Annotated in this window: 22 protein-coding genes; 9 read left to right on the top strand and 13 right to left on the bottom strand. The window is 66.7% G+C overall.

The window, feature by feature from the left end; all coding sequences use genetic code 11:
* The first annotated feature begins 11 nt into the window (after window positions 1-11).
* Genes AC1PQG_RS01870 through AC1PQG_RS01860 form a run of 3 tightly spaced genes read left to right on the top strand, consistent with a single transcriptional unit; the run spans window position 12 to window position 3,172 of the window.
* Complete coding sequence (locus AC1PQG_RS01870) at window positions 12-1,511, top strand: YifB family Mg chelatase-like AAA ATPase (RefSeq protein ID WP_481120985.1); 1,500 nt, start codon at window positions 12-14, stop codon at window positions 1,509-1,511.
* 19 nt (window positions 1,512-1,530) lie between these two features.
* Window positions 1,531-1,926 (top strand): hypothetical protein, encoded by a 396-nt coding sequence (locus AC1PQG_RS01865; RefSeq protein ID WP_481120984.1) that lies wholly within the window; start codon window positions 1,531-1,533, stop codon window positions 1,924-1,926.
* 13 nt (window positions 1,927-1,939) lie between these two features.
* A complete protein-coding gene (locus AC1PQG_RS01860) occupies window positions 1,940-3,172 on the top strand; it encodes a multidrug effflux MFS transporter (RefSeq protein WP_481120983.1) in 1,233 nt (410 codons plus the stop codon).
* Window positions 3,173-3,186: 14 nt separating this feature from the next.
* Here AC1PQG_RS01860 and AC1PQG_RS01855 read toward each other — a convergent pair whose 3' ends face one another.
* A complete protein-coding gene (locus tag AC1PQG_RS01855) occupies window positions 3,187-3,732 on the bottom strand; it encodes an NUDIX domain-containing protein (protein WP_481120982.1) in 546 nt (181 codons plus the stop codon).
* A 116-nt stretch (window positions 3,733-3,848) separates the two neighbouring features.
* Here AC1PQG_RS01855 and AC1PQG_RS01850 point away from each other — a divergent pair, with 116 nt between their 5' ends.
* Window positions 3,849-4,607: a hypothetical protein gene (locus AC1PQG_RS01850; protein ID WP_481120981.1), complete on the top strand. Its 759-nt coding sequence runs from the start codon at window positions 3,849-3,851 to the stop codon at window positions 4,605-4,607.
* Here AC1PQG_RS01850 and AC1PQG_RS01845 read toward each other — a convergent pair.
* The 7 genes from AC1PQG_RS01845 to AC1PQG_RS01815 all read right to left on the bottom strand — a co-directional run bounded on the left by AC1PQG_RS01845 (window position 4,547) and on the right by AC1PQG_RS01815 (window position 11,175).
* Entirely contained in the window at window positions 4,547-5,128 is a 582-nt protein-coding gene (locus AC1PQG_RS01845; protein ID WP_481120980.1) for a putative metalloprotease CJM1_0395 family protein, read from the bottom strand. The two genes, AC1PQG_RS01850 and AC1PQG_RS01845, sit on opposite strands and share 61 nt — an antisense overlap.
* A 69-nt stretch (window positions 5,129-5,197) precedes the next feature.
* Complete coding sequence (locus AC1PQG_RS01840; RefSeq protein ID WP_374482262.1) at window positions 5,198-5,923, bottom strand: ABC transporter ATP-binding protein; 726 nt, start codon at window positions 5,921-5,923, stop codon at window positions 5,198-5,200.
* Entirely contained in the window at window positions 5,920-6,708 is a 789-nt protein-coding gene (locus tag AC1PQG_RS01835) for an ABC transporter ATP-binding protein (RefSeq protein ID WP_374482264.1), read from the bottom strand. Before AC1PQG_RS01835 ends, AC1PQG_RS01840 begins: the two co-directional genes overlap by 4 nt.
* Entirely contained in the window at window positions 6,705-7,805 is a 1,101-nt protein-coding gene (locus AC1PQG_RS01830) for an ABC transporter permease subunit (protein ID WP_481120979.1), read from the bottom strand. Before AC1PQG_RS01830 ends, AC1PQG_RS01835 begins: the two co-directional genes overlap by 4 nt.
* Window positions 7,806-7,817: 12 nt before the next feature.
* Entirely contained in the window at window positions 7,818-8,750 is a 933-nt protein-coding gene (locus tag AC1PQG_RS01825; RefSeq protein ID WP_481120978.1) for a branched-chain amino acid ABC transporter permease, read from the bottom strand.
* A gap of 143 nt (window positions 8,751-8,893) precedes the next feature.
* Window positions 8,894-10,006, bottom strand: coding sequence for a branched-chain amino acid ABC transporter substrate-binding protein (locus tag AC1PQG_RS01820; RefSeq protein WP_481120977.1), 1,113 nt, complete (start codon window positions 10,004-10,006; stop codon window positions 8,894-8,896).
* A gap of 56 nt (window positions 10,007-10,062) precedes the next feature.
* A complete protein-coding gene (locus AC1PQG_RS01815) occupies window positions 10,063-11,175 on the bottom strand; it encodes a branched-chain amino acid ABC transporter substrate-binding protein (protein ID WP_481122954.1) in 1,113 nt (370 codons plus the stop codon).
* A 134-nt stretch (window positions 11,176-11,309) separates the two neighbouring features.
* Between AC1PQG_RS01815 and bamE the strand changes: the two genes are divergently transcribed.
* The 4 genes from bamE (at window position 11,310) to AC1PQG_RS01795 (ending at window position 15,945) form a co-directional block, all read left to right on the top strand.
* Window positions 11,310-11,792 carry an outer membrane protein assembly factor BamE domain-containing protein gene (gene bamE, locus AC1PQG_RS01810; RefSeq protein ID WP_481120976.1) on the top strand — a complete coding sequence of 161 codons (483 nt, stop codon included), beginning with the start codon at window positions 11,310-11,312 and terminating at the stop codon, window positions 11,790-11,792.
* A 122-nt stretch (window positions 11,793-11,914) separates the two neighbouring features.
* Complete coding sequence (locus AC1PQG_RS01805; protein WP_481120975.1) at window positions 11,915-13,741, top strand: methyl-accepting chemotaxis protein; 1,827 nt, start codon at window positions 11,915-11,917, stop codon at window positions 13,739-13,741.
* A gap of 232 nt (window positions 13,742-13,973) precedes the next feature.
* Window positions 13,974-15,494, top strand: coding sequence for an acetaldehyde dehydrogenase ExaC (gene exaC / locus AC1PQG_RS01800; protein ID WP_481120974.1), 1,521 nt, complete (start codon window positions 13,974-13,976; stop codon window positions 15,492-15,494).
* 82 nt (window positions 15,495-15,576) lie between these two features.
* Window positions 15,577-15,945, top strand: coding sequence for a DUF779 domain-containing protein (locus AC1PQG_RS01795; RefSeq protein WP_481120973.1), 369 nt, complete (start codon window positions 15,577-15,579; stop codon window positions 15,943-15,945).
* A 52-nt stretch (window positions 15,946-15,997) separates the two neighbouring features.
* Here the strand turns inward: AC1PQG_RS01795 and AC1PQG_RS01790 are convergent, their stop codons facing one another.
* The 3 genes from AC1PQG_RS01790 to AC1PQG_RS01780 are packed head-to-tail and all read right to left on the bottom strand — an operon-like array spanning window position 15,998 to window position 17,758.
* On the bottom strand, window positions 15,998-16,315 hold the full coding sequence (locus AC1PQG_RS01790) for a DUF2149 domain-containing protein (protein ID WP_481120972.1): 318 nt from the start codon (window positions 16,313-16,315) through the stop codon (window positions 15,998-16,000).
* Window positions 16,312-16,824, bottom strand: coding sequence for a MotA/TolQ/ExbB proton channel family protein (locus AC1PQG_RS01785; RefSeq protein WP_481120971.1), 513 nt, complete (start codon window positions 16,822-16,824; stop codon window positions 16,312-16,314). The genes AC1PQG_RS01790 and AC1PQG_RS01785 overlap by 4 nt, the downstream gene beginning before the upstream one ends.
* 4 nt (window positions 16,825-16,828) lie before the next feature.
* Complete coding sequence (locus AC1PQG_RS01780; protein ID WP_481120970.1) at window positions 16,829-17,758, bottom strand: tetratricopeptide repeat protein; 930 nt, start codon at window positions 17,756-17,758, stop codon at window positions 16,829-16,831.
* A gap of 243 nt (window positions 17,759-18,001) precedes the next feature.
* Between AC1PQG_RS01780 and AC1PQG_RS01775 the strand changes: the two genes are divergently transcribed.
* Window positions 18,002-18,457 carry a cupin domain-containing protein gene (locus tag AC1PQG_RS01775; protein WP_481120969.1) on the top strand — a complete coding sequence of 152 codons (456 nt, stop codon included), beginning with the start codon at window positions 18,002-18,004 and terminating at the stop codon, window positions 18,455-18,457.
* 3 nt (window positions 18,458-18,460) lie between these two features.
* On the opposite strand, the gene AC1PQG_RS01770 is transcribed toward AC1PQG_RS01775, so the two are convergent.
* Both AC1PQG_RS01770 and AC1PQG_RS01765 read right to left on the bottom strand, forming a co-directional pair.
* Window positions 18,461-19,096 (bottom strand): response regulator, encoded by a 636-nt coding sequence (locus AC1PQG_RS01770; protein WP_481120968.1) that lies wholly within the window; start codon window positions 19,094-19,096, stop codon window positions 18,461-18,463.
* The gene (locus tag AC1PQG_RS01765; RefSeq protein WP_481120967.1) at window positions 19,089-20,489 is read right to left on the bottom strand and encodes a histidine kinase; all 1,401 of its coding nucleotides are present in this window, start codon (window positions 20,487-20,489) and stop codon (window positions 19,089-19,091) included. Before AC1PQG_RS01765 ends, AC1PQG_RS01770 begins: the two co-directional genes overlap by 8 nt.
* Between the last annotated feature and the right edge of the window lie 59 nt (window positions 20,490-20,548).

Raw genomic sequence — 20,548 nt, 5'->3', positions numbered from 1 at the left:
AAAAATACGCCGTGAGTATAGCCCTTGTGACAAGCCGCGCCCTCGTCGGCCTGCTCGCCCCGGAGGTCACAGTCGAGGTGCATCTGGCCAACGGACTGCCCGCCTTCACGCTGGTCGGTCTGCCCGATGTGGAAGTCCGCGAAGCCCGCGACCGCGTGCGCGCCGCACTGCAGACCGGGCAGTTCGAGTTCCCCCAGCGGCGTATCACAGTCAACCTGGCGCCGGCCGACCTGCCAAAGGAAGGCGGTTGCTTCGACCTCCCCATTGCGCTGGGCATCCTCGCCGCCTCCGGCCAGATCCCCGCCAAGCAGCTGGACCGCTACGAGTTCGCCGGGGAACTGTCCCTCACCGGTGAACTGCGGCCGGTGCGCGGCGCACTGGCGCTGGCCCGGCAGGCCGCCCACAGCGGGCGCACGCTGATCCTGCCGATCGCCAACGCCCCCGAAGCGGCGCTGGTGCACAACGTGCAGATGCTGCCGGCGCGCAGCCTGTCGGCCGTAGCCGCCCACCTGTGCGGACACACGCTCCTCGCCCCCCACGACGGCGAGACGCTGGCGCTACCGGCGGCCTATCCCGACCTGGCCGACGTCAAGGGCCAGGCCCACGCCCGCCGGGCCCTGGAGGTTGCCGCCAGCGGCCAGCACTCCCTGCTGCTTTACGGCCCGCCGGGCACCGGAAAATCCATGCTGGCCCAACGCCTGCCCGGCCTTCTGCCACCGATGGACGACCAGGAGGCACTGGAAAGCGCAGTCGTGCAGTCCATCGAAGGCAGCTTCCGCCCCGAGCGCTGGCGCCAGCGTCCCCTGAGAACGCCCCACCACACTTCGTCGACGGCGGCCTTGGTCGGTGGCGGCGGCACGCCCCGTCCAGGCGAGATCAGCCTCGCCCACAACGGAGTACTCTACCTCGACGAACTGCCCGAGTTCGATCGCCGCGTGCTCGAGGCCCTGCGCGAACCGCTGGAAAGCGGCCACATCACGATTTCCCGCGCCGCCCGCCGGGCGGAGTTTCCGGCCCGCTTCCAGCTCGTCGCCGCAATGAACCCCTGCCCCTGCGGCTACCACGGCCATCCGGACGGCCGCTGCCGGTGTACGCCGGAGCAAGTCCGGCGTTATCGCCAGCGCCTGTCCGGCCCGCTGCTGGACCGCATCGACCTGGTGCTGGAAGTGCCGGCCCTGTCTGTTTCCGAACTGCAAACCACAGCCGGCGGCGAAAGCTCGGCGGTGGTGCGGGAACGGGTCGCCCGGGCGTGGGCCATCCAGCAGGCTCGACAAGGCATGCCCAACGCACGCCTCGACGCGGCCGGTGTCGACCGCTGGTGCCGGCCGGATGCTACCGCCGACGCGCTGCTGCGCACCGCCATCGAACGCCTGGGCCTGTCGGCGCGCGCCTACCATCGCATCCTGAAAGTGGCGCGTACAATCGCCGACATGAACGGCACCGACAATATCGGCGCCCCCCACGTGGCCGAAGCGGTACAGAGCCGCCGCGGCCCGGGGGAATTCAGCTGAACACGAACAGGAGTCTCCCTTGGCATCGACCCTCTCTTCCGGCCTCCCCCGCGCCAGGAACTGGCGCCTGTGGCTCGCCGGTTTCCTCGTCCTGGTGGTGGCCCTCGCCGCCGGCTACACCTGGCTGACCCTCAACTGGAGCTATTCATCCGGCGAACGGGCAGGCTACGTGCAGAAGTTTTCCCAGAAGGGCTGGCTGTGCAAGACCTGGGAGGGAGAACTGGCGATCGTCGCGATTCCCGGCAGCCTGCCGGAGATCTTCAAGTTCACCGTACGCGACGACAACGTCGCCACCGCCATCAACACGGAGATGGGCAAACGGGTCGCACTCTCCTACGAACAGCATGTGGGCATCCCGTCCACCTGCTTCGGTGAAACCGGTTACTACGTCACCAAGATCCACGCCGTCGAGTAAAGCACCTCATCCCATGCCCTATGCCCAGTTGGCGGCGCTGCTCGCAGCGCTCGCCACTGTCGGTCCGTTCTCGATCGACACCTATCTCCCGGCCCTGCAAGCCATCGGCGCCGACCTGCACGTCAGCCCCGTCGAAGTCCAGCAGACCCTCACCGCCTACATGCTGCCGATGGGCGCGATGGTGCTGTGGCATGGCGCCCTGTCCGACGCCTACGGGCGCAAGCGCGTGATCGTCATCTCGATGCTGCTGTTCACGCTGGCCTCGCTGGTCTGCGTGTTCGCTGGCGGCATCCAGACCCTGTTGCTCGGCCGCGGGCTGCAGGGCATCAGCGCTGGCGCCGGCATGGTGGTCGGCCGCGCAGTGGTGCGCGACCTGATGGAAGGCCCGCGCGCCCAGCGCATGATGAGCCATGTCAGCATGGCCTTCGCCCTCGGCCCGGCCATCGCCCCCATCCTCGGCGGCTGGATTTACAGCACCTTCGGCTGGCGCGCGGTATTCGTCTTCCTGGCCTTGCTGGGCCTCATGCTGGCCAGCCTGTGTGCGTGGAAGCTGCCGGAAACCCATCCGCCGGCGGCCCGCCACCCGCTCCATCCGGGTCCGCTGGCGCGACGCTACGCGCAGGTCTTCCGCACACCGGGCTTCCTGCTGCTGACCTTCGCCGTCGGCCTCAACTTCAACGGCTTCTTCATCTACGTGCTGTCGGCACCAGTGTTCCTGATGCGCCACCTGCACTTGCCGGAAACCGGGTTCGGATGGTTCTTCATCCCCTGTGTGCTGGGCATGATGGGCGGCTCGGCGCTGTCAGCGCGGCTGGCCGGGAGGCTGTCGCAGGCGCGCACCATAGCCCTCGGCTATGGAGTGATGATTACCGCGGCCGTGTTCAACCTGGGGCTGTCCTTCCTGATACCCGCCGGCCTGCCCCACTCGGTGGTGCCGATCGCCCTCTACAACTTCGGCATGGCCATTGCGATGCCGAGCCTGACGCTGCTGGCGCTGGACCACTTCCCGGCCCAGCGCGGCGTCGCGTCGAGCTGTCAGAGCTTCCTGCAGATGCTGGTCAGCGCCGGCGCCGCTGGCGTGCTGGCCCCCGCCCTGTGGAACACGGTGCCGGGGCTGGCAAGCGGCGCGGCAGGCTGCCTGCTGCTCGGCATGGGGTGCTTCCTGCTGTGGTGGCATTTCTACCATCGCAACAGCCGTGCAGCCGCGGCACAGCCCCTCGAAGCGGCAAGCTCCGACGAGCCCTAGCCGAAACGGGGCGCTCAGCCCTTGGCCAGCTCCCGCTCGGCCCAGAACAGCGCCGTGATGGTCTTGGCGTCGGTGATGCGGCCATCGAAAACCGCCTCGCGGGCCTCCTCCAGGCTGAGGGTCAGGATTTCCAGGAACTCCCCGTCATCCCAGGCGTGGCCGACATGCTCCAGGCCAGTGGCCAGGAAAATCTCGATGCGCTCGTTGGAGTAGCCGATGCACGGGTGCATGACGCCCAGGTAGCGCCACTGCTCGGAGACGTAACCGGTTTCCTCCTGCAGTTCGCGGCGGGCGCAGTCGAGGATGTCCTCGTCCGGATCGAGCTTGCCGGCCGGCAGTTCCAGGAAGGCGCGCCCCACCGGGTAACGGAACTGGCGCTCGAAAACCAGGCGACCATCCGCCAGCACCGGGATCACCACCACCGCCCCCGGGTGCTTGATGTACTCACGTACCCCGTCCTTGCCGTCAGGCAGGCGCACTTGGTCCCGGTAAACCTTCAGCAGGCGCCCCTCGAACACCACCTCTGACGACAACTGCGCTTCGTGCAGCGGATCCGACATCCCACTCTCCTTCTCGCTCAAGCAAATTCGATAAGAGCCGAAGCATGGCATCCCGGACATGGAGCTGACCAGCCCATCCGGCATAATCGGAGCCGTTTCCTTCTCTCCGCCTGCAAGTGCCCACGTCCTTTCCCCGCCTGCGCGACCACCTGCTCGACCCCAGCGGCGGCCTGGTGTACCACCTGCGCGCAAGGCGGCAGCGCCACCGGAACTGGGCAGCCTTCCATGCCGCGGTGGCCGGCTGGCTCGATGGATGGCGTATCGCCGAGAAGGAATTGGTCATCGTCGGCCCGAATGCGGGTTATGCGCTGCCGGGCGGCTTCCTGAGCCGTTTCGATGGCGTCGTCGCGCTGGAACCCGATCCCCTCGCCCGCCACCTGCTGGCCCGCCGCCACGACGCGACGGCGCTGCGCTTCGACCGGCTGGACAGCCTGCGCACGCCGGACGGCCTGGCATGGCTGGCCGCACGCTTCCCGCACGCGGCCTTCCTGTTCTCCAACGTGCTCGGCCAGATCAGCGCGCCAGCGGAGGATTGGTCCGCACTGCTCCAGCGCCACCTGGCCGGACGCACCTGGGCGAGCTACCACGATGTGATCTCGACCCTCACCGCACCGAGCTACCGGGACACGCTGACGATCACGGAAACGGAAAGCCTGGAGACAACGCTGGCGCGCTTCTGGCCGGGCCAGGCCCTCACGGTGACGGACCATGCAACCTTCCGCCTCAGCGGCACCGGCCCCTTCGCCTATGCGCCATGGCCGATAACCGGCACCCGCTGGCACCTCGTCGAATGGGTCGCCCACCGGGCCCAGGATCAGGCCCAGGTATTGACGCGGCTACCCGACGACGCGTGCCCGCCGGCGACGCTCCGGTAGAGGGCGCTGGCCGGGTCGTCGTTGCTGCCGCTGCTCGCCGTGCTATGGGTCTTCTGGGCGGATGCATCCGTCAGTTCAATGCGCGCCTCGGTCGCCATCTGCTCGGCCCGCGCGGCGACGCTGCGGTCCTGCGCCGACGGGTCGGCGGGCGCCAGTGCCGATGCGCGGACCTGCTCAGCCTTGCGCAGGGTGTCCTGCGGAGTTCGCCCCGGCGAGACATCGATGCTGACCTCGCCGCCGCTGGCGTAGCGCTTGCCGTCCGGTCCGGTCTCGTAGGTGTAGCTGGCCCCGCTGGTGACGACGCCGGCCCCGGCGGCGATATGGGCCAGCTCGTGGGCGCGCACGGCTCGATCCTGCTGCTGCAGCTTGGCTACAACACGCTGATCCGACTCGCTGAGCTTGCCATTCGTCGTCGCCCCCGCAGCGGTAGAAGAGGACGCACTAGCCCGCGCCTTGGCTTGGGCAGCCAGGACCTGGCCGAGGACCGCAAAAGAGGACGAACCGATGGACGGAACGGACATGGGTGACACGAATGGAACCCCCGTCTCCAAAGACTAGACGGCAAAGCCCTCCACGTCAGCCCCTATCCATCACTCCCCCAGGTAGGCAGCGCGCACCTTGGGATCAGCCAGCAGCTCGGCACCCGAACCGCTGAGGGTAATACGCCCGGACTCCATCACATAAGCCCGCTGGGAAAACTCCAGCGCCAGATTGGCATTCTGCTCGACCAGCAGGATCGTCACCCCCTCGGCGGCCACCGAGCGGATCACCTCGAAGATCTTCTCCACCACCAGCGGCGCAAGCCCCATCGACGGCTCGTCCAGCAACAGCAGCTTGGGCCGCGACAGCAGCGCACGGCCGATGGCCACCATCTGCTGCTCGCCGCCGGACAGGGTGCCGGCCACCTGGGCCAGGCGCTCCTTGACCCGCGGCAGCATGCCGAAGATGCGCTCCATGTCGGCCTCGACGGCGTCCGTGTCGCGCCGGCAGTAGGCGCCCATGCGCAGGTTCTCCTCGACGGTCAGGCGCGTGAAGATGCCACGCCCTTCCGGCACCAGGGCCAATCCCTTGCGCAGGCGTTTATGGGCCGGCAGCTTGTCGATGGCCTCGCCGGCGTAGCGGATCTCCCCGCCGGCGGTGCCGAGGGTGCCGGCGATGGCGTTCAGCGTGGTGGTCTTGCCGGCGCCGTTGGCCCCGATCAGGGACACCAGTTCGCCCTTCGCCAGTTCCAGGCTGATGCCCTTCACCGCCTCGATGGCGCCGTAGGCGACCTTGGTGTCGCGCAGCTGGAGGATCGGCGTGTTTGCGTCGCTCATGCCGCCGCTCCCGTCTTGTGGGTACCGTGCCCGCCGAGGTAGGCGGAAATCACGGCATCGTTCTTCTGCACCTCAGCGGGCACGTCCTCGGCGATCTTCTTGCCGAAGTCGAGCACCGCGAGGCGATCGCACAGGCCCATCACCAGCTTCACGTCGTGCTCGATGAGCAGCACCGTGACGCCGTCATGGCGGATGGTCTGCACCAGTTCGCGCAGCTTGGCGGTCTCGGTGGCGTTCATGCCCGCCGCGGGCTCGTCGAGGGCCAGCAGTTGCGGCTCGGTGGCCAGCGCGCGGGCGATCTCCAGGCGGCGCTGGTCGCCGTAGGAGAGGTTTTTCGACACCGTGTCGGCGAAACGCTCGATCCCCACGTAGCGCAGCAGCTCGTAAGCGCGCTCGGTGATCAGGCGTTCCTCCTCCTTGGCCTGACGGGTTTGCAGCAGGATCGAGAACGGGTTGGCGCGGGAGCGGATGTGATGGCCGGCCATCACGTTCTCCAGCGCAGTCATGTCACGGAACAGGCGGATGTTCTGGAAGGTGCGGGCGATGCCCGCCTCCACCACCTTATGTGGCTTGCCGGTGGGCAGCTCGGTGCCATTGAAGACCAGCTCGCCGCCGTCCGGCACATAGGCGCCGGTCAGCACATTGAAGAAGGTCGTCTTGCCGGCGCCGTTGGGGCCGATCAGGCCGTACACCTCGCCCTTGCGGATGGTCAGGGATACGTCGGACAGGGCCGTCAGGCCACCGAAGCGCTTGGTAATGCCGCGGGCTTCGAGCAGGGTGATCACTTGCCTGCCTCCTTACCGACCACCAGTTCGGGGCGGGAATAGCGGCTGTAGGCGGGGATCAGCCCGGCCGGACGCAGCAGCATCATGAAGATCATCGCCAGCGACAGCAACAGCATGCGCAGCACTTCGGGATCGAGGATGACCTTGTCGAACAGCGCCTGCTGCACCGGAATCGCCACGTAGCGCAGCACCTCCGGCAGCGCGGTGAGGGCCAGCGCGCCGACGATGACGCCGGCCAGGTTGCCCATGCCGCCGAAGACGATCATCGTCAGCACGGCGATGGACTCCATCAGCGAGAAGCTCTCCGGCGACACGAAGCCCTGGAAGGCGGCGAACAGCCCGCCGGACACGCCGCCAAAGGTAGCGCCCAGCGAGAAGGCCAGCAGCTTCATGTTGCGGGTGTTGATGCCGATCGCCTTGGCCGCCAGTTCGTCGTCGCGGATCGCCGCCCACGCCCGGCCGACCCGCGACACCTGCAGGCGCTGGACGAGCACCACCGACAAAGCGACGAAGGCCAGGAAGATGTAGTAGTACTGGAACAGGGAGTTGATCGTGATCTCCTCGCCGATCTTCAGCGGCTTGGAGACATCCCAGCCGAGCAGCACCAGCGGGTCGATCATGTTGATGCCCTGGGGGCCATTGGTGATGTTGATCGGCTGGTTCAGATTGTTCAGGAAGATCCGCACGATCTCCCCGAAGCCCAGCGTGACGATGGCCAGATAGTCACCGCGCAGACGCAGCGTGGGCAGGCCGAGGATGATGCCGGCCAGCGCCGCGCAGCCGGCCCCCAGCGGCAGCACCAGCCAGAACGGCAGATGCAGCTCGAACTGCGGCGAGGCGAGGAAAGCGAAGGTGTAGGCACCGACCGCATAGAACGCGATGTAACCCAGGTCGAGCAGGCCGGCGAAGCCCACCACCAGGTTGAGGCCGATGGCGAGCATCACGTAGAGCATCGCAAAGTCTAGGATGCGCACCCAGGTCTTGCCGAACAGCATAGCGATCAACGGGGCCGCAAAGGCCAGCAGGATCACCACGCCACGGGCCGCCGCCGGGTTGCGTTTGCCGAGCCAGGGGATGGCGAGAGCGAGTTCGTTCATGTACGGAAGACCTCAGGCTCGATCAGCGACCCGCTCACCCAGCAGGCCGGTGGGCCGGAAGATGAGCACGATGCCGAGGATCATGAAGGCGAAGATGTCCTGGTAGCTGGAGTTGAGGAAGCCGAAGCTCATGTCCTCGATGTAGCCGGCGCCGATGGACTCGACGAGACCCAGCACCAGCCCGCCGAGCATCGCCCCGCCCAGGTTGCCGATGCCGCCCAGCACCGCCGCGGTGAAGGCCTTGAGGCCGGGCATGAAGCCCATCGCGTAGTGGGCGATGCCGTAGTTGGACGAGAACATCACGCCGGCCACCGCCGCCAGTGCGGAACCGATGATGAAGGTGGCGGCGATGATCTTGTTGGTGTCCACGCCCATCAGGCTGGCCACCTTGTGGTTCTCGGCGGTGGCGCGCATCGCGCGGCCGAGGCGGGTTTTATTGACGAGCAGCATCAGCGCCACCATCAGCAGGGCCGACACCACCAGAATGGCGATCTGCACCGGCGTGATGAAGACGCCGGCCACCGGCTCCAGCGGCGTGGTGGACACCAGCTGCGGGAAGGTATGGTAGTTGCGGCCCCAGATGATCATCGCGATCGTCTGCAGCAGGAAGGACACGCCGATGGCGGTGATCAGCGGGGCCAGCCGCGGCGCGTTACGCAGGCGGCGGTAGGCGGTCCGCTCGATGGTGTAGCCGAGCACCATGCACACCAGCACGGAGGCGGCCAGGCCGCCGAGCAGCGTCGGCACCAGGCCGAGCTCGGGCGCGTAGGTCTGGATCAGGCGGATCGCCTCGAGGGCGACCAGCGCGCCGACCATCAGCACGTCGCCGTGGGCGAAATTGATCAGCCCGAGAATGCCATAGACCATCGTGTAGCCGAGAGCGACCAGCGCATACACGCTGCCCACGACGAGGCCATTCACGGTTTGTTGAAGGAGGGTTTCCATTAATTGCGATACACCGCAGAGTGAAGAGAGGGAAAGACCCCGGTTGGGGCGAACTCGATCGCCCCCGGAGATACAACAATGGGCGCCGGTCGCCTGAAAGTCGACTCCGCGCCCATTCGAGCCCCTGAGGGCTGGATGCCTGATTACTGCACGGCCTCCCACTTGCCGGCCTTGAACTGGTAGACGGTGACCGCACCGTCCTTGATGTCACCCTTGGCGTCGAAGGCCACGGTGCCGATCACGCCGGGGAAATGCACCTTCGAGATGAAGGGGCCGTACTTGGCCGGATCGGAACTGTTGGCAGCCTTCATCGCCTCGATGATCGCCGCGGTGGCGTCGTAGGAATACGGCGCGTAGATCTGCACGTCGGTGTTGAAGCGCTTCTTGAAGCGGGCGTTGAAGTCCTTGCCGCCCGGCATCTTGTCCAGCGGCAGGCCAGGCTGGGTGCAGAAGGCGTTGGCGCCGATCGCATCGCCGGCCAGCTTGGCGATCTCGCCGGTGCAACCGCCGTCGCCGGTGATGAACTTGGCGGTAATGCCGAGCTGCTTGATCTGCTTGAGCATCGGACCACCCTGGGTGTCCATGCCGCTATAGACGATCACGTCCGGGTTCTGGGCCTTGATACGGGTCAGGATGGCCAGGAAGTCAGTGGCCTTGTCGCTGGTGAATTCACGCCCGGTCAGCGTGCCGCCGGCGGCCTTGACGGCCTTGTCCACCTCGTCGGCGAGACCCTGGCCGTAGGCCGTGCGGTCATCGATCAGGGCGACCCGTTTGCCCAGCTTGGTGGCGGCGTAGCGGCCGATGGCCTGGCCCTGCTGCACGTCGTTGGCGATGGTACGGAAAGCACCCTTGAAGCCCTGCTGGGTCAGCTTGGGGTTGGTGGAGGCCGGCGACACCTGCGGCAGGCCGGCTTCGTTGTAGATCCGCGAGGCGGGGATGGAGGCGCCGGAATTGAGGTGGCCGATGACGCCCTTCACACCGCTGTCGGCCAGGCGCTGGGCCACCGTGGTGGCGGTCTTCGGATCGGCCTGGTCGTCCTCGGCCTGCACCTCGAATTTCACCTTCTTGCCGCCGAGGGTCACGCCCTTGGCGTTGTACTCCTCGATGGCCAGACGCACGCCGTTCTCGATGTCCTTGCCCAGGTGGGCCTGGGTGCCGGTCAACGGCGCGGCGGTGCCGAGCTTGACGACTTCCTGGGCGTAGGCGCCGGATGCACCAAGACCGAGCACGGCGAGGGCGACAAGGGTGTGTTTCATGCGGTTTTCTCCTCGGATTTGTAAGGTGTGAAGCAGGCAAGCAACTTCGGGGCCGTTCAGTTGCGGGGCTCCCACTGGCCGGCCTTGAACTGGTACAGGGACACGCCGCCTTCGCGGCTGTCGCCGTTGGCATCGAAGGCGATGTTGCCGGTGATGCCCTTGAACGCGACTTTCTGCAGGAAAGGTAGATAACGGGCAGGCTCGGCCGAATTAGCGAGCTTCATGGCTTCAATCAACGCGGTAGTGGCATCGTAACTGTAGGGCGCATAAAGCTGCACCGGCACCTTGAAACGCGCCTTGAAGCGCTCGTTGAACTGCTTGCCGCCAGGCATCTTGTCCATCGGGATACCTGCCTTGGTGCAATACACGTCCTCGCTCATCGACGTACCGGCGATCTTGATCATCTCGGTGGTGCACGCCCCGTCGCCGCCCAGGTACTTGGCGCCGATGCCGAGCTGCTTCATCTGCTTGAGGAGCGGTGCGCCCTGGGCATCCATGCCACCGTAGAAGATCGCATCCGGCTGGGCGGCCTTCAGCTTTGTCAGGATGGACGCAAAATCTGTGGCCTTGTCGGACGTGAACTCCCGCCCGACCGGCGCCAGGCCGCGGCGCTTGAGGCTGTCCACCACGGCATCGGCCAGCCCCTGGCCGTAGGCCGTGCGGTCGTCGATGACGGCGATGCGCTTCGCTTTCAGCACGTCGGCGGCGAAGCCGACCATCGCCGCGCCCTGCTGGGTGTCGTTGGCAATGACGCGGTAGGTCGTACGGTAGCGCTGCTGGGTCAGCTTGGGGCTGGTGGACGATGGGGTGATCGCCGGGATTCCGGCCTGCTCGTAGATGCGCGAGGCGGGAATCGATGCACCGGAAGTGACGTGCCCGACCACCCCCTTCACGCCCGCGTCGGCGAGGCGCTGGGCCACCGTGGTGGCGGTGCGCGGGTCGCTCTGGTCGTCCTCGGAAAGCAGCTCGAAACGCACCTTCTGCCCGCCGAGCAGCACGCCCTTCGCGTTGGCGTCGTCGAGGGCCAGCTGGGCGCCGTACTGCTCGTCCTTGCCCACGTGGGCGATCGGGCCGGTCAGCGGCCCGGCGAAGCCGATCTTCACGACCGTGTCGGCCCGTGCCGCAGCACTACCGAACATCACCAGGCCCGCCAGGGCCAGCCCTCTCATGCCGTGTTTCACTGTCCGTCCTCCGCCAACTGGGTTCGTGCCAGAATCGACCGTGAAAGCCCCGGTCCTGCCGGGGTTGGATTGTAACCAAGCCCGGCCGCTTTGACCGGAAACGGGTAGCTATGGAGCCCCTGATGCGCCAACTGATCGCCCTTTTTCTCGGCGCCCTCGCCGCCCTCGGCCTGGCCGGCTGCGACGCAGCCAACATGAAAGACCTCAAGCCCGGCGTGTCCACCGGCTACGACGTACGCGCCAAACTCGGCCAGCCCGGCATCGAATGGCGCAACGAGGACGGCAGCGTGACCTGGGAATACACCCGCCAACCCGAAGGCACCGAGTGCTTCATGGCCACCATCGGCCCCGACAACATCCTGCGCAGCCTGGAAAACGTGCTGACCCCGGAGAACTTCGCCCGCGTCCAGCCCGGCTGGACCCGCGACCAAGTCCGCCGCCTGCTCGGCAAACCGCGCAGCATCCAGCAATTCGCGCTGAAAAAGGAAGAAGTCTGGGACTGGCGCCTGCCCCCCGAATTCAACGCGGCCCTGTTCTTCAATATTCATTTCGACCAACACGGCGTCGTCACGGGTACCAGTCGCAGCACCGAAATACGCGGATAACGACAAATACATAAAAAACAATGGCGTTGTGGAAAAAATCCGTCCGCATGTTGCGAATAGCCCTTCAGCATTGAGGGTTTAATCCGTTATAAACGCGCACCGACCCTGCCCCGGAGCCCCCCGTGCGCAACAACCAGCCTGTCAGCCAGAACGAATACGTCATTCCCGATGGCGCGGCCATCATCAGCCGCACCGACCGGGACGGGAAGATCACCGACTGCAACAGCGAATTCATCGCCGCCAGCGGCTTCACCCACGATGAACTCATCGGTCAGCCCCACAATATCGTCCGCCACCCCGACATGCCGTCGGAAGCCTACCGGGACATGTGGGACACCCTGTCTCGTGGCCGTCCGTGGAGCGGAACCGTCAAGAACCGCCGCAAGAACGGCGACTTCTACTGGGTAAGAGCCACCGCCACCCCTCTCCCCGACGGTTCCGGCTACATGTCCGTACGCATCAAGGCCTCGCGCAGCGAGATAAGCGGCGCCGAAGCCCTCTATGCACAGATGCAGCGTGATCCGAGCATCCTGTTGCAGGAAGGGCGCCTCGCCCCCCGGGGCATCGCGGCGCTGGCGCAACGGATCGTTCCGGCCCTCAGCATCGGCACCCGCATCTACCTGCTCACGGCCTTCACGACAGTCATCGGAGTCGGCTTCGGCATCGTTGGGCTCAAGGATGCCGCACAAGCCCGCGATGCCCTGAAGCAACACCAGGGCGCACAGGTGGAGATCACGCAACAGTTCACGTCCCTGAGCGCCCAATTGCGGGCCAGCGGTAGTCCCGACGCGAGCGGACTGGACCAACTTGGCGAGACGCTGCGCCGTCAGGGCGATGCGGCCCAGGCCGAATACACCCGCGCCGAAGCCCGCTACCAGGACCTCCTGCAGCTCTTCATCGGGCTCGGCGCTGTCGGCCTGCTGGCGGCCGCACTGGGTGCGGTCGCACTGACCCACCGCCTGCGTCAGTCCGTCGACGCCGGCAAGGGGGTTGCCGAGGCCATCGCCAGCGGCAACCTGCTGCAACCACTGCCCCAGGCCGGAAACGATGAACTGGGTGCGCTGATCATCCACCTGGCGGTCATGCGCAACAACCTGCACGAGCTGATTGCATCGATCCGCAACCAGGTCAATACCCTGCTCACCAACGCCCGCCAGCTCAGCCAGACCGCCGGCGACACCCATCGGCTCGCCGAAGAACAATCCGAATCGGCGTCGGCGATGGCCGCGGCCGTGGAGCAACTGTCGGTCTCCATCGACCACATCGGCGACCACGCCCGTGAATCACGGGAACTCTCGGAAGGCTCGGGCAGCCAGGCCAGCAGCGGTGCCAGCGTCATTACCGCGGCGGCCGGCGAGATGCGCGCCATCGCCGAATCGGTAAACGAATCGGCCAACTCCGTACGCGATCTCGAAAGCCTGTCCGGTGACATCTCGATGATCGTCGCCGTGATCCGAGACATCGCCGACCAGACCAACCTGCTCGCCCTCAACGCCGCCATCGAGGCAGCCCGCGCAGGCGAATCGGGACGTGGCTTTGCCGTCGTCGCCGATGAAGTGCGCAAACTGGCAGAGCGAACCACCAACTCTACCGCCGAGATCACCACGATGATCGAACGCATCCAGAGTGCGACCCGCGGCGCGGCCGACGACATGGAGGCCGGCGTCACGCGGGTGGCCCGCGGCGTCTCGCTGGCCGCCGAGGCCGGCGCCACGGTCGGCAGCATCCAGGACAGTACCCAGCGGGTGCTCGCTTCGGTGGCCGGCATTACGCTGGGTCTCGAGGAACAATCGACCGCCGCCCGGGACATCGCGCAGCGGGTCGAACGCATTGCCGGCACCTCCGAATCCAACGCCGCCAGCGCCGCCACGCTGACCCGCGCGGCCGGAGAACTGGCCGAGCTGTCCCGCCAGCTGGAAGTCGTATCCGGACGCTTCCGGATCGCCTGATGCAACGCCAGGTGCTCCATCGTGCACTTCGCATGGAGCACCTGTATCAAAAATGAACACCCCCTCCACCCACCCATTGCGCTGCACAAAAATTAGACAAGCCTGCCAAGCCACTGATAAACAAGACATTTGAGTCCATAACCAGACCTGATCCCGTACTGGCATGCCCCCTGCTGAATAAGGTTCAGCGCTGTACGAAGCGTTTTCGAACCGACACCAGGAGGAGATACTCATGCTGTACGCATTGCCCGGCACTGCCGACGCCAAAGTCCAATACAAGTCCAAGTACGACAACTTCATCGGCGGCAAGTGGGTCGCTCCTGTCAAGGGCGAGTACTTCGACGTCATCACCCCGATCACCGGCAAGGCCTACACCCAGGCTGCCCGCTCCGGCGCAGAAGACGTCGAACTGGCCCTCGACGCCGCCCACGCCGCCGCCGACAAGTTCGGCCGTACCCCGGCTGCAGAGCGTGCCAACCTGCTGCTGAAGATCGCCGACCGCCTCGAAGCCAACATCGAGAAGCTGGCTTACGCCGAAACCGTTGATAACGGCAAGGCCATCCGCGAAACCTTGAACGCTGACATCCCGCTGGCGGTCGACCACTTCCGCTACTTCGCCGGTTGCCTGCGCGCCCAGGAAGGCGGCATCTCCGAGATCGACGAAAACACCGTCGCCTACCACTTCCATGAGCCCCTGGGCGTCGTCGGCCAGATCATCCCTTGGAACTTCCCGATCCTGATGGCTGCCTGGAAGCTGGCCCCCGCTATCGGCGCCGGCAACTGCGTGGTCCTGAAGCCCGCTGAGTCAACCCCGATCTCCATCCTGATCCTGACCGAACTGATCGCCGACCTGCTGCCGCCGGGCGTGCTGAACATCGTCAATGGCTACGGCCGCGAAGCCGGCATGCCGCTAGCCACCAGCCGCCGCATCGCCAAGATTGCCTTCACCGGCTCTACCGCCACCGGTCGCGTGATCGCCCAGGCCGCCGCTACCAGCCTGATCCCTGCCACCCTGGAACTGGGCGGCAAGTCCCCCAACATCTTCTTCGAAGACATCATGGCGGCCGACGATGCCTTCCTCGACAAAGCGGTCGAAGGCATGGTGCTGTTCGCGTTCAACCAAGGCGAAGTGTGTACCTGCCCGTCCCGCGCGCTGATCCAGGAGTCGATCTACGACCGCTTCATGGAAAAGGTGCTGGCACGCGTCAAGGCTATCAAGCAGCTCAGCCCGCTGGATACCGACAGCATGATGGGTGCTCAGGCCTCCCAGGATCAGCTGAACAAGATCATGTCCTACATGGAAATCGGTCGTCAGGAAGGCGCTGAGTGCCTGGTCGGTGGCGATCGCACCCATATGAACGGCGACCTGGCCGGCGGCTACTACATCCAGCCGACCCTCTTCAAGGGCCACAACAAGATGCGCGTGTTCCAGGAAGAGATCTTCGGACCGGTGCTCGCCGTGACCACCTTCAAGGACGAAGCCGAAGCCCTCGAAATCGCCAACGACACCCCCTACGGCCTCGGTGCCGGCGTGTGGAGCCGTGACGGCAGCCGTGCCTACCGCATGGGCCGCAACATCAAGGCCGGCCGCGTGTGGACCAACTGCTACCACGCCTACCCGGCCCACGCCACCTTCGGCGGCTACAAGGAATCCGGCATCGGCCGCGAAACCCACAAGATGATGCTTGACCACTATCAGCAGACCAAGAACCTGCTGGTCAGCTACAGCCCGAACGCGCTGGGCTTCTTCTGATCCAAGAGCTTTACGAGTAAGGCAAGGTGTTACGGGGCGGGTCTCTCGCCCCGTTTTTTTTCGCCCTCAGGAAAGCACGCACATGACCGAACGCATCGTGGCCACCGAAGCGGCCAATCAGTACATCGACGAACTGCGCGCCGATCACGGCCCGCTGATGTTCCTGCTGTCCGGCGGCTGCTGCGACGGCAGCGTGCCCAACTGCTACAAGGTCGGCGAGGTGCTCCCCGGCCAGACCATGCTCAAGCTGGGCGCGGTCAATGGCGCAGACTTCTATCTGGGGCACCAGGAATTCCAGTACTACGAGAACAGCCAGCTGACCCTCGACGTGAAGCCGGGCAACGGTGGCGACTTCTCCCTCGACTGCGGCCGCGGCAAGGCCTTCTTCACCCACTCCCGCCCGTTCACCGACGACGAGCTGCCCAGCGTGCGCCCCGTCGGCGCCGACTGAAACCGGGACCAAAAAAAGCGCCCCCGCCAGCGGGAGCGCGCAGATCCGCAGATCATTCCGGAACGTAGACCAGCGAGCCGTCCGGCATCCGGTAGGCAATGCCGGCCTTGACGCCCTGGCCGGCCGACGCTGCCGCGGCGCCGTCGCCGCGGAAACGCTCGATCTTCTTCCCGTTCTTGACGACGATCTCCATGTCCGGCGTACCGGCATCGCGGATCACCGTCACCTGCCCGGCATCGAAGACGTTCACCGGGCTGCGGGCCACCGCCAACAGCAGCGCAGCGATCAGCACCAGGAAGACATCCACCAGGTTGACCACCGACAGCAGCGGATCGTCGTCCTCGCCGGCATCGTGCAGACGCCATTTCATCGCGCCACCTCCACGACCGCCGGGCCATTTGCGGGCAGGCCCTTTTCGACGGCCAGCAGATCCGTCGCATACCAGCGCCGCCGTACGCTGTGCGCCCAGAAGGTGAGCGCCGCCGCAATGAGGGCCAGGATCACCGCCGAGAAAGCCACCATCAGGCTGTGCGATACATCGGCCAGCTGCCCGTCGCCAAGCGCCTTGAGGGCCGGCCCCATGGGGATCATCGTCGCCACCAGGCCGAGCATCGGCGCCACCCGCGTGGCGATGCGGGAGACTTCCAGACGCTGGCTGGCCACCGCCTCCAACTCGGCGATATCGAGCGCAGGATTGGCGCGGTGCATTTCGACCAGTTCGAAGCCCGCATCCACGCCCAGCCGCCGCTGCCAGGCCTGCCACAGGAAGGCCCCGCAGGCATGGAAGGCATACAGAAACAGTGCCGCAATGGCGAGCAGCACCGGCGCCAGGAAGAGCTGGCTGGCGTCGTACATCAGGATTTCAAGATTGGCATTCATCGTTTCAGGCCCGGGAAAGGGAAAGTGAGCGACGCGCCATCGGCGCACGCAGAGACTGGCGCAAGGCGCCCGACAGCAGCAGCACGCCGCACAGCGCGGCCAGCCCGCCCGACGCGGAACCCACGGGTTGCACCACCGGTTCGGCCAGCTTCGCCAGATGCTGCCCGGCGACCGGAGCGGATACGGAAGCGTCGGCGGGCGGAGGCGGACTGACGAACGGCGTGCTCGGCGGCGCATCCAACAGGCGCCGTGCGCTGCTCCCACGCACCTCCTGGGCAGGCCGAGCAGCCATCTTTGGTTGCGCCGCCTCGAACAGTTCCCCCGGCAAAGGCGGCGTCGGGCCCGCCAGTACCGGGGGCGGCGGCGTACCCGTACCCCGCGCCTGCCCGTCCCGGTCGCCCACGTGATAACCGGTGCGCAGGAATTCGATGGCGTCCGGATTACCGTCGCGCGCGGCAGCCTCGAACCACTTGCGCGCCTCCACCTCGTCCTTCGGCACGCCGCGTCCCTCCTGCAGGGCGCTCGCATAATGGAGCTTGCCCAAGGTCGCATACGGGGAATCGCCGGCCAGCGCCGCCCGGTGCATCAACTCGGCGGCGGCCGGCAGGTCCGGCGGCACACCGCCCGCCCCGTCCTGCAGCATCAGGGCCTTCCAGATCATCGCGCCGATGTAGCCGGCGGCGATGCACTTGTCGAAGACCTTGCGGGCGTTGTCGTGGTCGCCGCACTTCTCCAGCAGATAACCCTTGCTGCACACCATCAGGCTGGCAGGCTGATCCACGATGTATTCGAGGGTCTGGTCGCCGACCACGTGGGCCAGGTCGGTGGGCTCCCCGGTCTGCGGCACCGGCCCGCCGCAGAAGCGGTTGTCCGCCGTCGCCACCGCGGTGGTGAAAAACAGGGCCAGCATGGCGGCCCCGGTCGATCTACGCATCGGCATCCCCATCGAGTCATGGCGGGAACCCGTGCCCCGCCTCACTCCGACTCTAGGCCTGCGGACACGCCGGGACATCGGCATCCTGCCCGGATGCCGGTGGGCAAATTGCCCGACCGTCAGACGTCATATGCATCGGGAAGATTGCCCGCCGTTTTCCGGGCAGGCTGACCTCACGGCAGCAGGGTCTGCCAGGGTCTACTGGCAGCGGCCATCCGGCCTAGACAATCAGGAGACAAACCCATGCCCCACCACTTCGACGAACGCCTCATCCGCTGGCAGCCCTTCGGCGACTTTCCCCATTTCGTCTATGCGATCCTGCAGGTGGACATGCAGCAGCGCATCGCCGACGTGCTGTTCAAGTTCGCCGCCGGTCAGCAGATCGTCCTGCACCGCCACAAGGCCCTCAACCACACCTTCGTCGTGCAGGGCGAGCATCGCCTCTACGAACTGGACGGCCGCCTGCGGGAAGTGCGCCCGACCGGCAGCTTCACGGTGTCGCCGCCCAGCGAGACACCGCACCGGGAAGGCGGCGGCGCCGAAGACTGCATCGTGCTGTTCAGCATGCGCCCGCAGCCCGGCGAGCTGCTGTACGAGATCCTAGACGACGCCGGCGAGACGATCGCCGAACTGAGCCTGGAAACCCTGCAGGCTCTCTTCGAGGCCGCTGCCGCCGAAGCAGAGGCGGAAACGGCCTGAAGCTCAGATCAGCCCGAGGCGCAGCGCCAGCCGGGTCAGCTCGATGTCACTGCGCACGCCGAGCTTGCTCTTGATCTGGTAGTGGCAGTTCTGCACCGTTTTCGAGGAGATCGACAGCCGCTCGCCGATCTCCTCGGCGCTGCAGCCGTCGAGCAGCAGGCGCAGGATCTCGAACTCCCGCGGCGCCAGCTCGGCGAGCGGCTCCCGCGGGCGGTCGACGAGGGCCAGGGCCAGCTCCGGCGCGATGTCGGGGCTGATCACCTGGCGCCGCGCCGCCACCGTGTAAACCGCCTCCACCAGCACCGCCGGTGGGCTGCTCTTGGTCACGTAGCCGAGGGCGCCGGCACGCAGCGCCTGGGTCGCGAACAACGGCTCCCGGTGCATCGTGAATACCAGGATGCGCACGCGGTCGTCGCGCTGCACGAGGCGGCGGATCAGCTCCACGCCGCCCATGTCGGGCAGCCCGAGGTCGAGGACCAGCACGTCAGGCTCCAGCAAGCGGAATTGCTCCAGCGCATCGCGGGCCGTGCCGGCCTCGCCGACGATACGCAGGTCAGGCCGCATCTCAAGCAGGCGGCGGTAGCCTTCGCGGACGATGGCGTGATCGTCCACCAGCAGCAGGCGAGTGGTGTCAGACATGGGCCGCGCCCTCCTCGTGGCAGGCATCGGGCGGGAAGATCGCGCTCACCCGCATACCCCGCGGCGTAACCGGCTCCAGTGCAAAACGCCCGCCGAGCGCCTCGACCCGCTCGTGCATGCCCAGCACGCCGAGGCCGCTGCCAGCCGTATCTCCGTGGCGCGGCGCACCGTCGTCCTCCACCCACAGGCGGCAGCCGGCCGCGTCCCGCTGCAGGCGCACCGCCACCGTTTCCGGCTCGCCGTGGCGCAACGCATTGGTGAGGCTCTCCTGCACGATGCGATACAAGCTGACCGTCAGGCCGTCGGGCAGGTCGTCCACCATGCCGGCGATGTCCAGCGTGAAGGCGCAATCCGGGCGCCGCCGGCGCCCCCCCGCCAGCAACTGCTCCAACGCTGCCTGCAGGCCGAACTCCTCCAGTCCGATGGGTCGCAGCTGGTGCAGGATGCCCTGCAGGCTCTCCATCATGTGACCGGTGACCGACGCGATAGCCTGGGCGGCCGGCAGCAGATCGGGGCGGGAGTTCTCCGCCGCCGCGCTGACATAGGCGGCCTCGGCGCCGATGGAAGCCAGACACTGGCCGAACTCATCGTGAAGCTCCCGCGCCAGGTGGCGGCGCTCCTCCTCCCGCACCGTCAGCAGGCGCAGGGCCAGCTGGCGCTGGCCGGCCAGCGTTTGCTGCAGGCGCGCCACCAGGTGATCGAAGCCGCTGGCGATGAGGCGCAGCTCCACCAGCCGCGGGCGTGGCATGCGCGCCGCCAGATCGCCGGCCTGCAGGCGCCCGAGCACCGCCAGGATCTCCTGCGCCGGGCCCAGTGCACGGCGCACCGGCAGATAGACCAGCAGGTTCAGCACCAGGATGCCGACCGTCATGCCCAGCACGGTGCGGATCTGGTCCCACACCGCGTTGGCCTCGCTGTCCAGGTTGGGGGTGACAACGAACTCGCCGACCTTCACGCCCGGATACTGGCCGATCACCCCGCGGAACGTGATGTCCGGCCCGGTCAAGGCCGCCAGCAGGCCGCGCAGCAAGGTCGGCGCCTCCGCCCCGTCGCCGAAGCAGCGGTGCACCACCGGCCGTTTGTAGATGTCCTCCACCGCCACGCAGATACCCAGCAGCGGCCCGATGCCGTCGAGAGACGACAGCTCCAGGCCGTCCAGGCTGCGGCGGAACACGTCGCGCGGCTGTGCGGCCTCACTGGCCAGCAGGCGCTCCACGGCGCCACCGGCCCGTTCGATATGGGCCCGCATGCGCGCCTCGGCCCGCTGCAGCACCACCGCGCTGGCCGCGAGCCCGATCGCCACCGCGAACAGACTGACCCACAGCAACAGCGTGCGCTTGAGGTCCACGCTGTGTTCATGCCCCTCGTCCATCGCCCCGGCCGGACGGCTCATGTGCGTCTCCATCCTTCCCCTCAGGCCTGCGCAGCCATACCATAGTGAAACAGTCGGAT

The organism is Zoogloea sp. GDB6 (assembly GCF_056724105.1).
Note: the sequence above shows the minus strand (reverse complement) of the source record. Positions and strands in the feature narration are given on the sequence as shown.

Excerpts from the sequence above, each read along its gene's own strand:
- AC1PQG_RS01840 (WP_374482262.1), bottom strand. The coding sequence starts at position 5,923 with ATGAGCGACGCAAACACGCCGATCCTCCAGCTGCGCGACACCAAGGTC.
- AC1PQG_RS01770 (WP_481120968.1), bottom strand. The coding sequence starts at position 19,096 with ATGTCTGACACCACTCGCCTGCTGCTGGTGGACGATCACGCCATCGTC.
- AC1PQG_RS01765 (WP_481120967.1), bottom strand. The coding sequence starts at position 20,489 with ATGAGCCGTCCGGCCGGGGCGATGGACGAGGGGCATGAACACAGCGTG.
- bamE (WP_481120976.1), top strand. The coding sequence starts at position 11,310 with ATGCGCCAACTGATCGCCCTTTTTCTCGGCGCCCTCGCCGCCCTCGGC.
- exaC (WP_481120974.1), top strand. The coding sequence starts at position 13,974 with ATGCTGTACGCATTGCCCGGCACTGCCGACGCCAAAGTCCAATACAAG.
- AC1PQG_RS01820 (WP_481120977.1), bottom strand. The coding sequence starts at position 10,006 with ATGAAACACACCCTTGTCGCCCTCGCCGTGCTCGGTCTTGGTGCATCC.
- AC1PQG_RS01825 (WP_481120978.1), bottom strand. The coding sequence starts at position 8,750 with ATGGAAACCCTCCTTCAACAAACCGTGAATGGCCTCGTCGTGGGCAGC.
- AC1PQG_RS01775 (WP_481120969.1), top strand. The coding sequence starts at position 18,002 with ATGCCCCACCACTTCGACGAACGCCTCATCCGCTGGCAGCCCTTCGGC.
- AC1PQG_RS01830 (WP_481120979.1), bottom strand. The coding sequence starts at position 7,805 with ATGAACGAACTCGCTCTCGCCATCCCCTGGCTCGGCAAACGCAACCCG.
- AC1PQG_RS01845 (WP_481120980.1), bottom strand. The coding sequence starts at position 5,128 with ATGTCCGTTCCGTCCATCGGTTCGTCCTCTTTTGCGGTCCTCGGCCAG.
- AC1PQG_RS01780 (WP_481120970.1), bottom strand. The coding sequence starts at position 17,758 with ATGCGTAGATCGACCGGGGCCGCCATGCTGGCCCTGTTTTTCACCACC.
- AC1PQG_RS01815 (WP_481122954.1), bottom strand. The coding sequence starts at position 11,175 with ATGAGAGGGCTGGCCCTGGCGGGCCTGGTGATGTTCGGTAGTGCTGCG.
- AC1PQG_RS01860 (WP_481120983.1), top strand. The coding sequence starts at position 1,940 with ATGCCCTATGCCCAGTTGGCGGCGCTGCTCGCAGCGCTCGCCACTGTC.
- AC1PQG_RS01855 (WP_481120982.1), bottom strand. The coding sequence starts at position 3,732 with ATGTCGGATCCGCTGCACGAAGCGCAGTTGTCGTCAGAGGTGGTGTTC.
- AC1PQG_RS01790 (WP_481120972.1), bottom strand. The coding sequence starts at position 16,315 with ATGAAATGGCGTCTGCACGATGCCGGCGAGGACGACGATCCGCTGCTG.
- AC1PQG_RS01795 (WP_481120973.1), top strand. The coding sequence starts at position 15,577 with ATGACCGAACGCATCGTGGCCACCGAAGCGGCCAATCAGTACATCGAC.
- AC1PQG_RS01785 (WP_481120971.1), bottom strand. The coding sequence starts at position 16,824 with ATGAATGCCAATCTTGAAATCCTGATGTACGACGCCAGCCAGCTCTTC.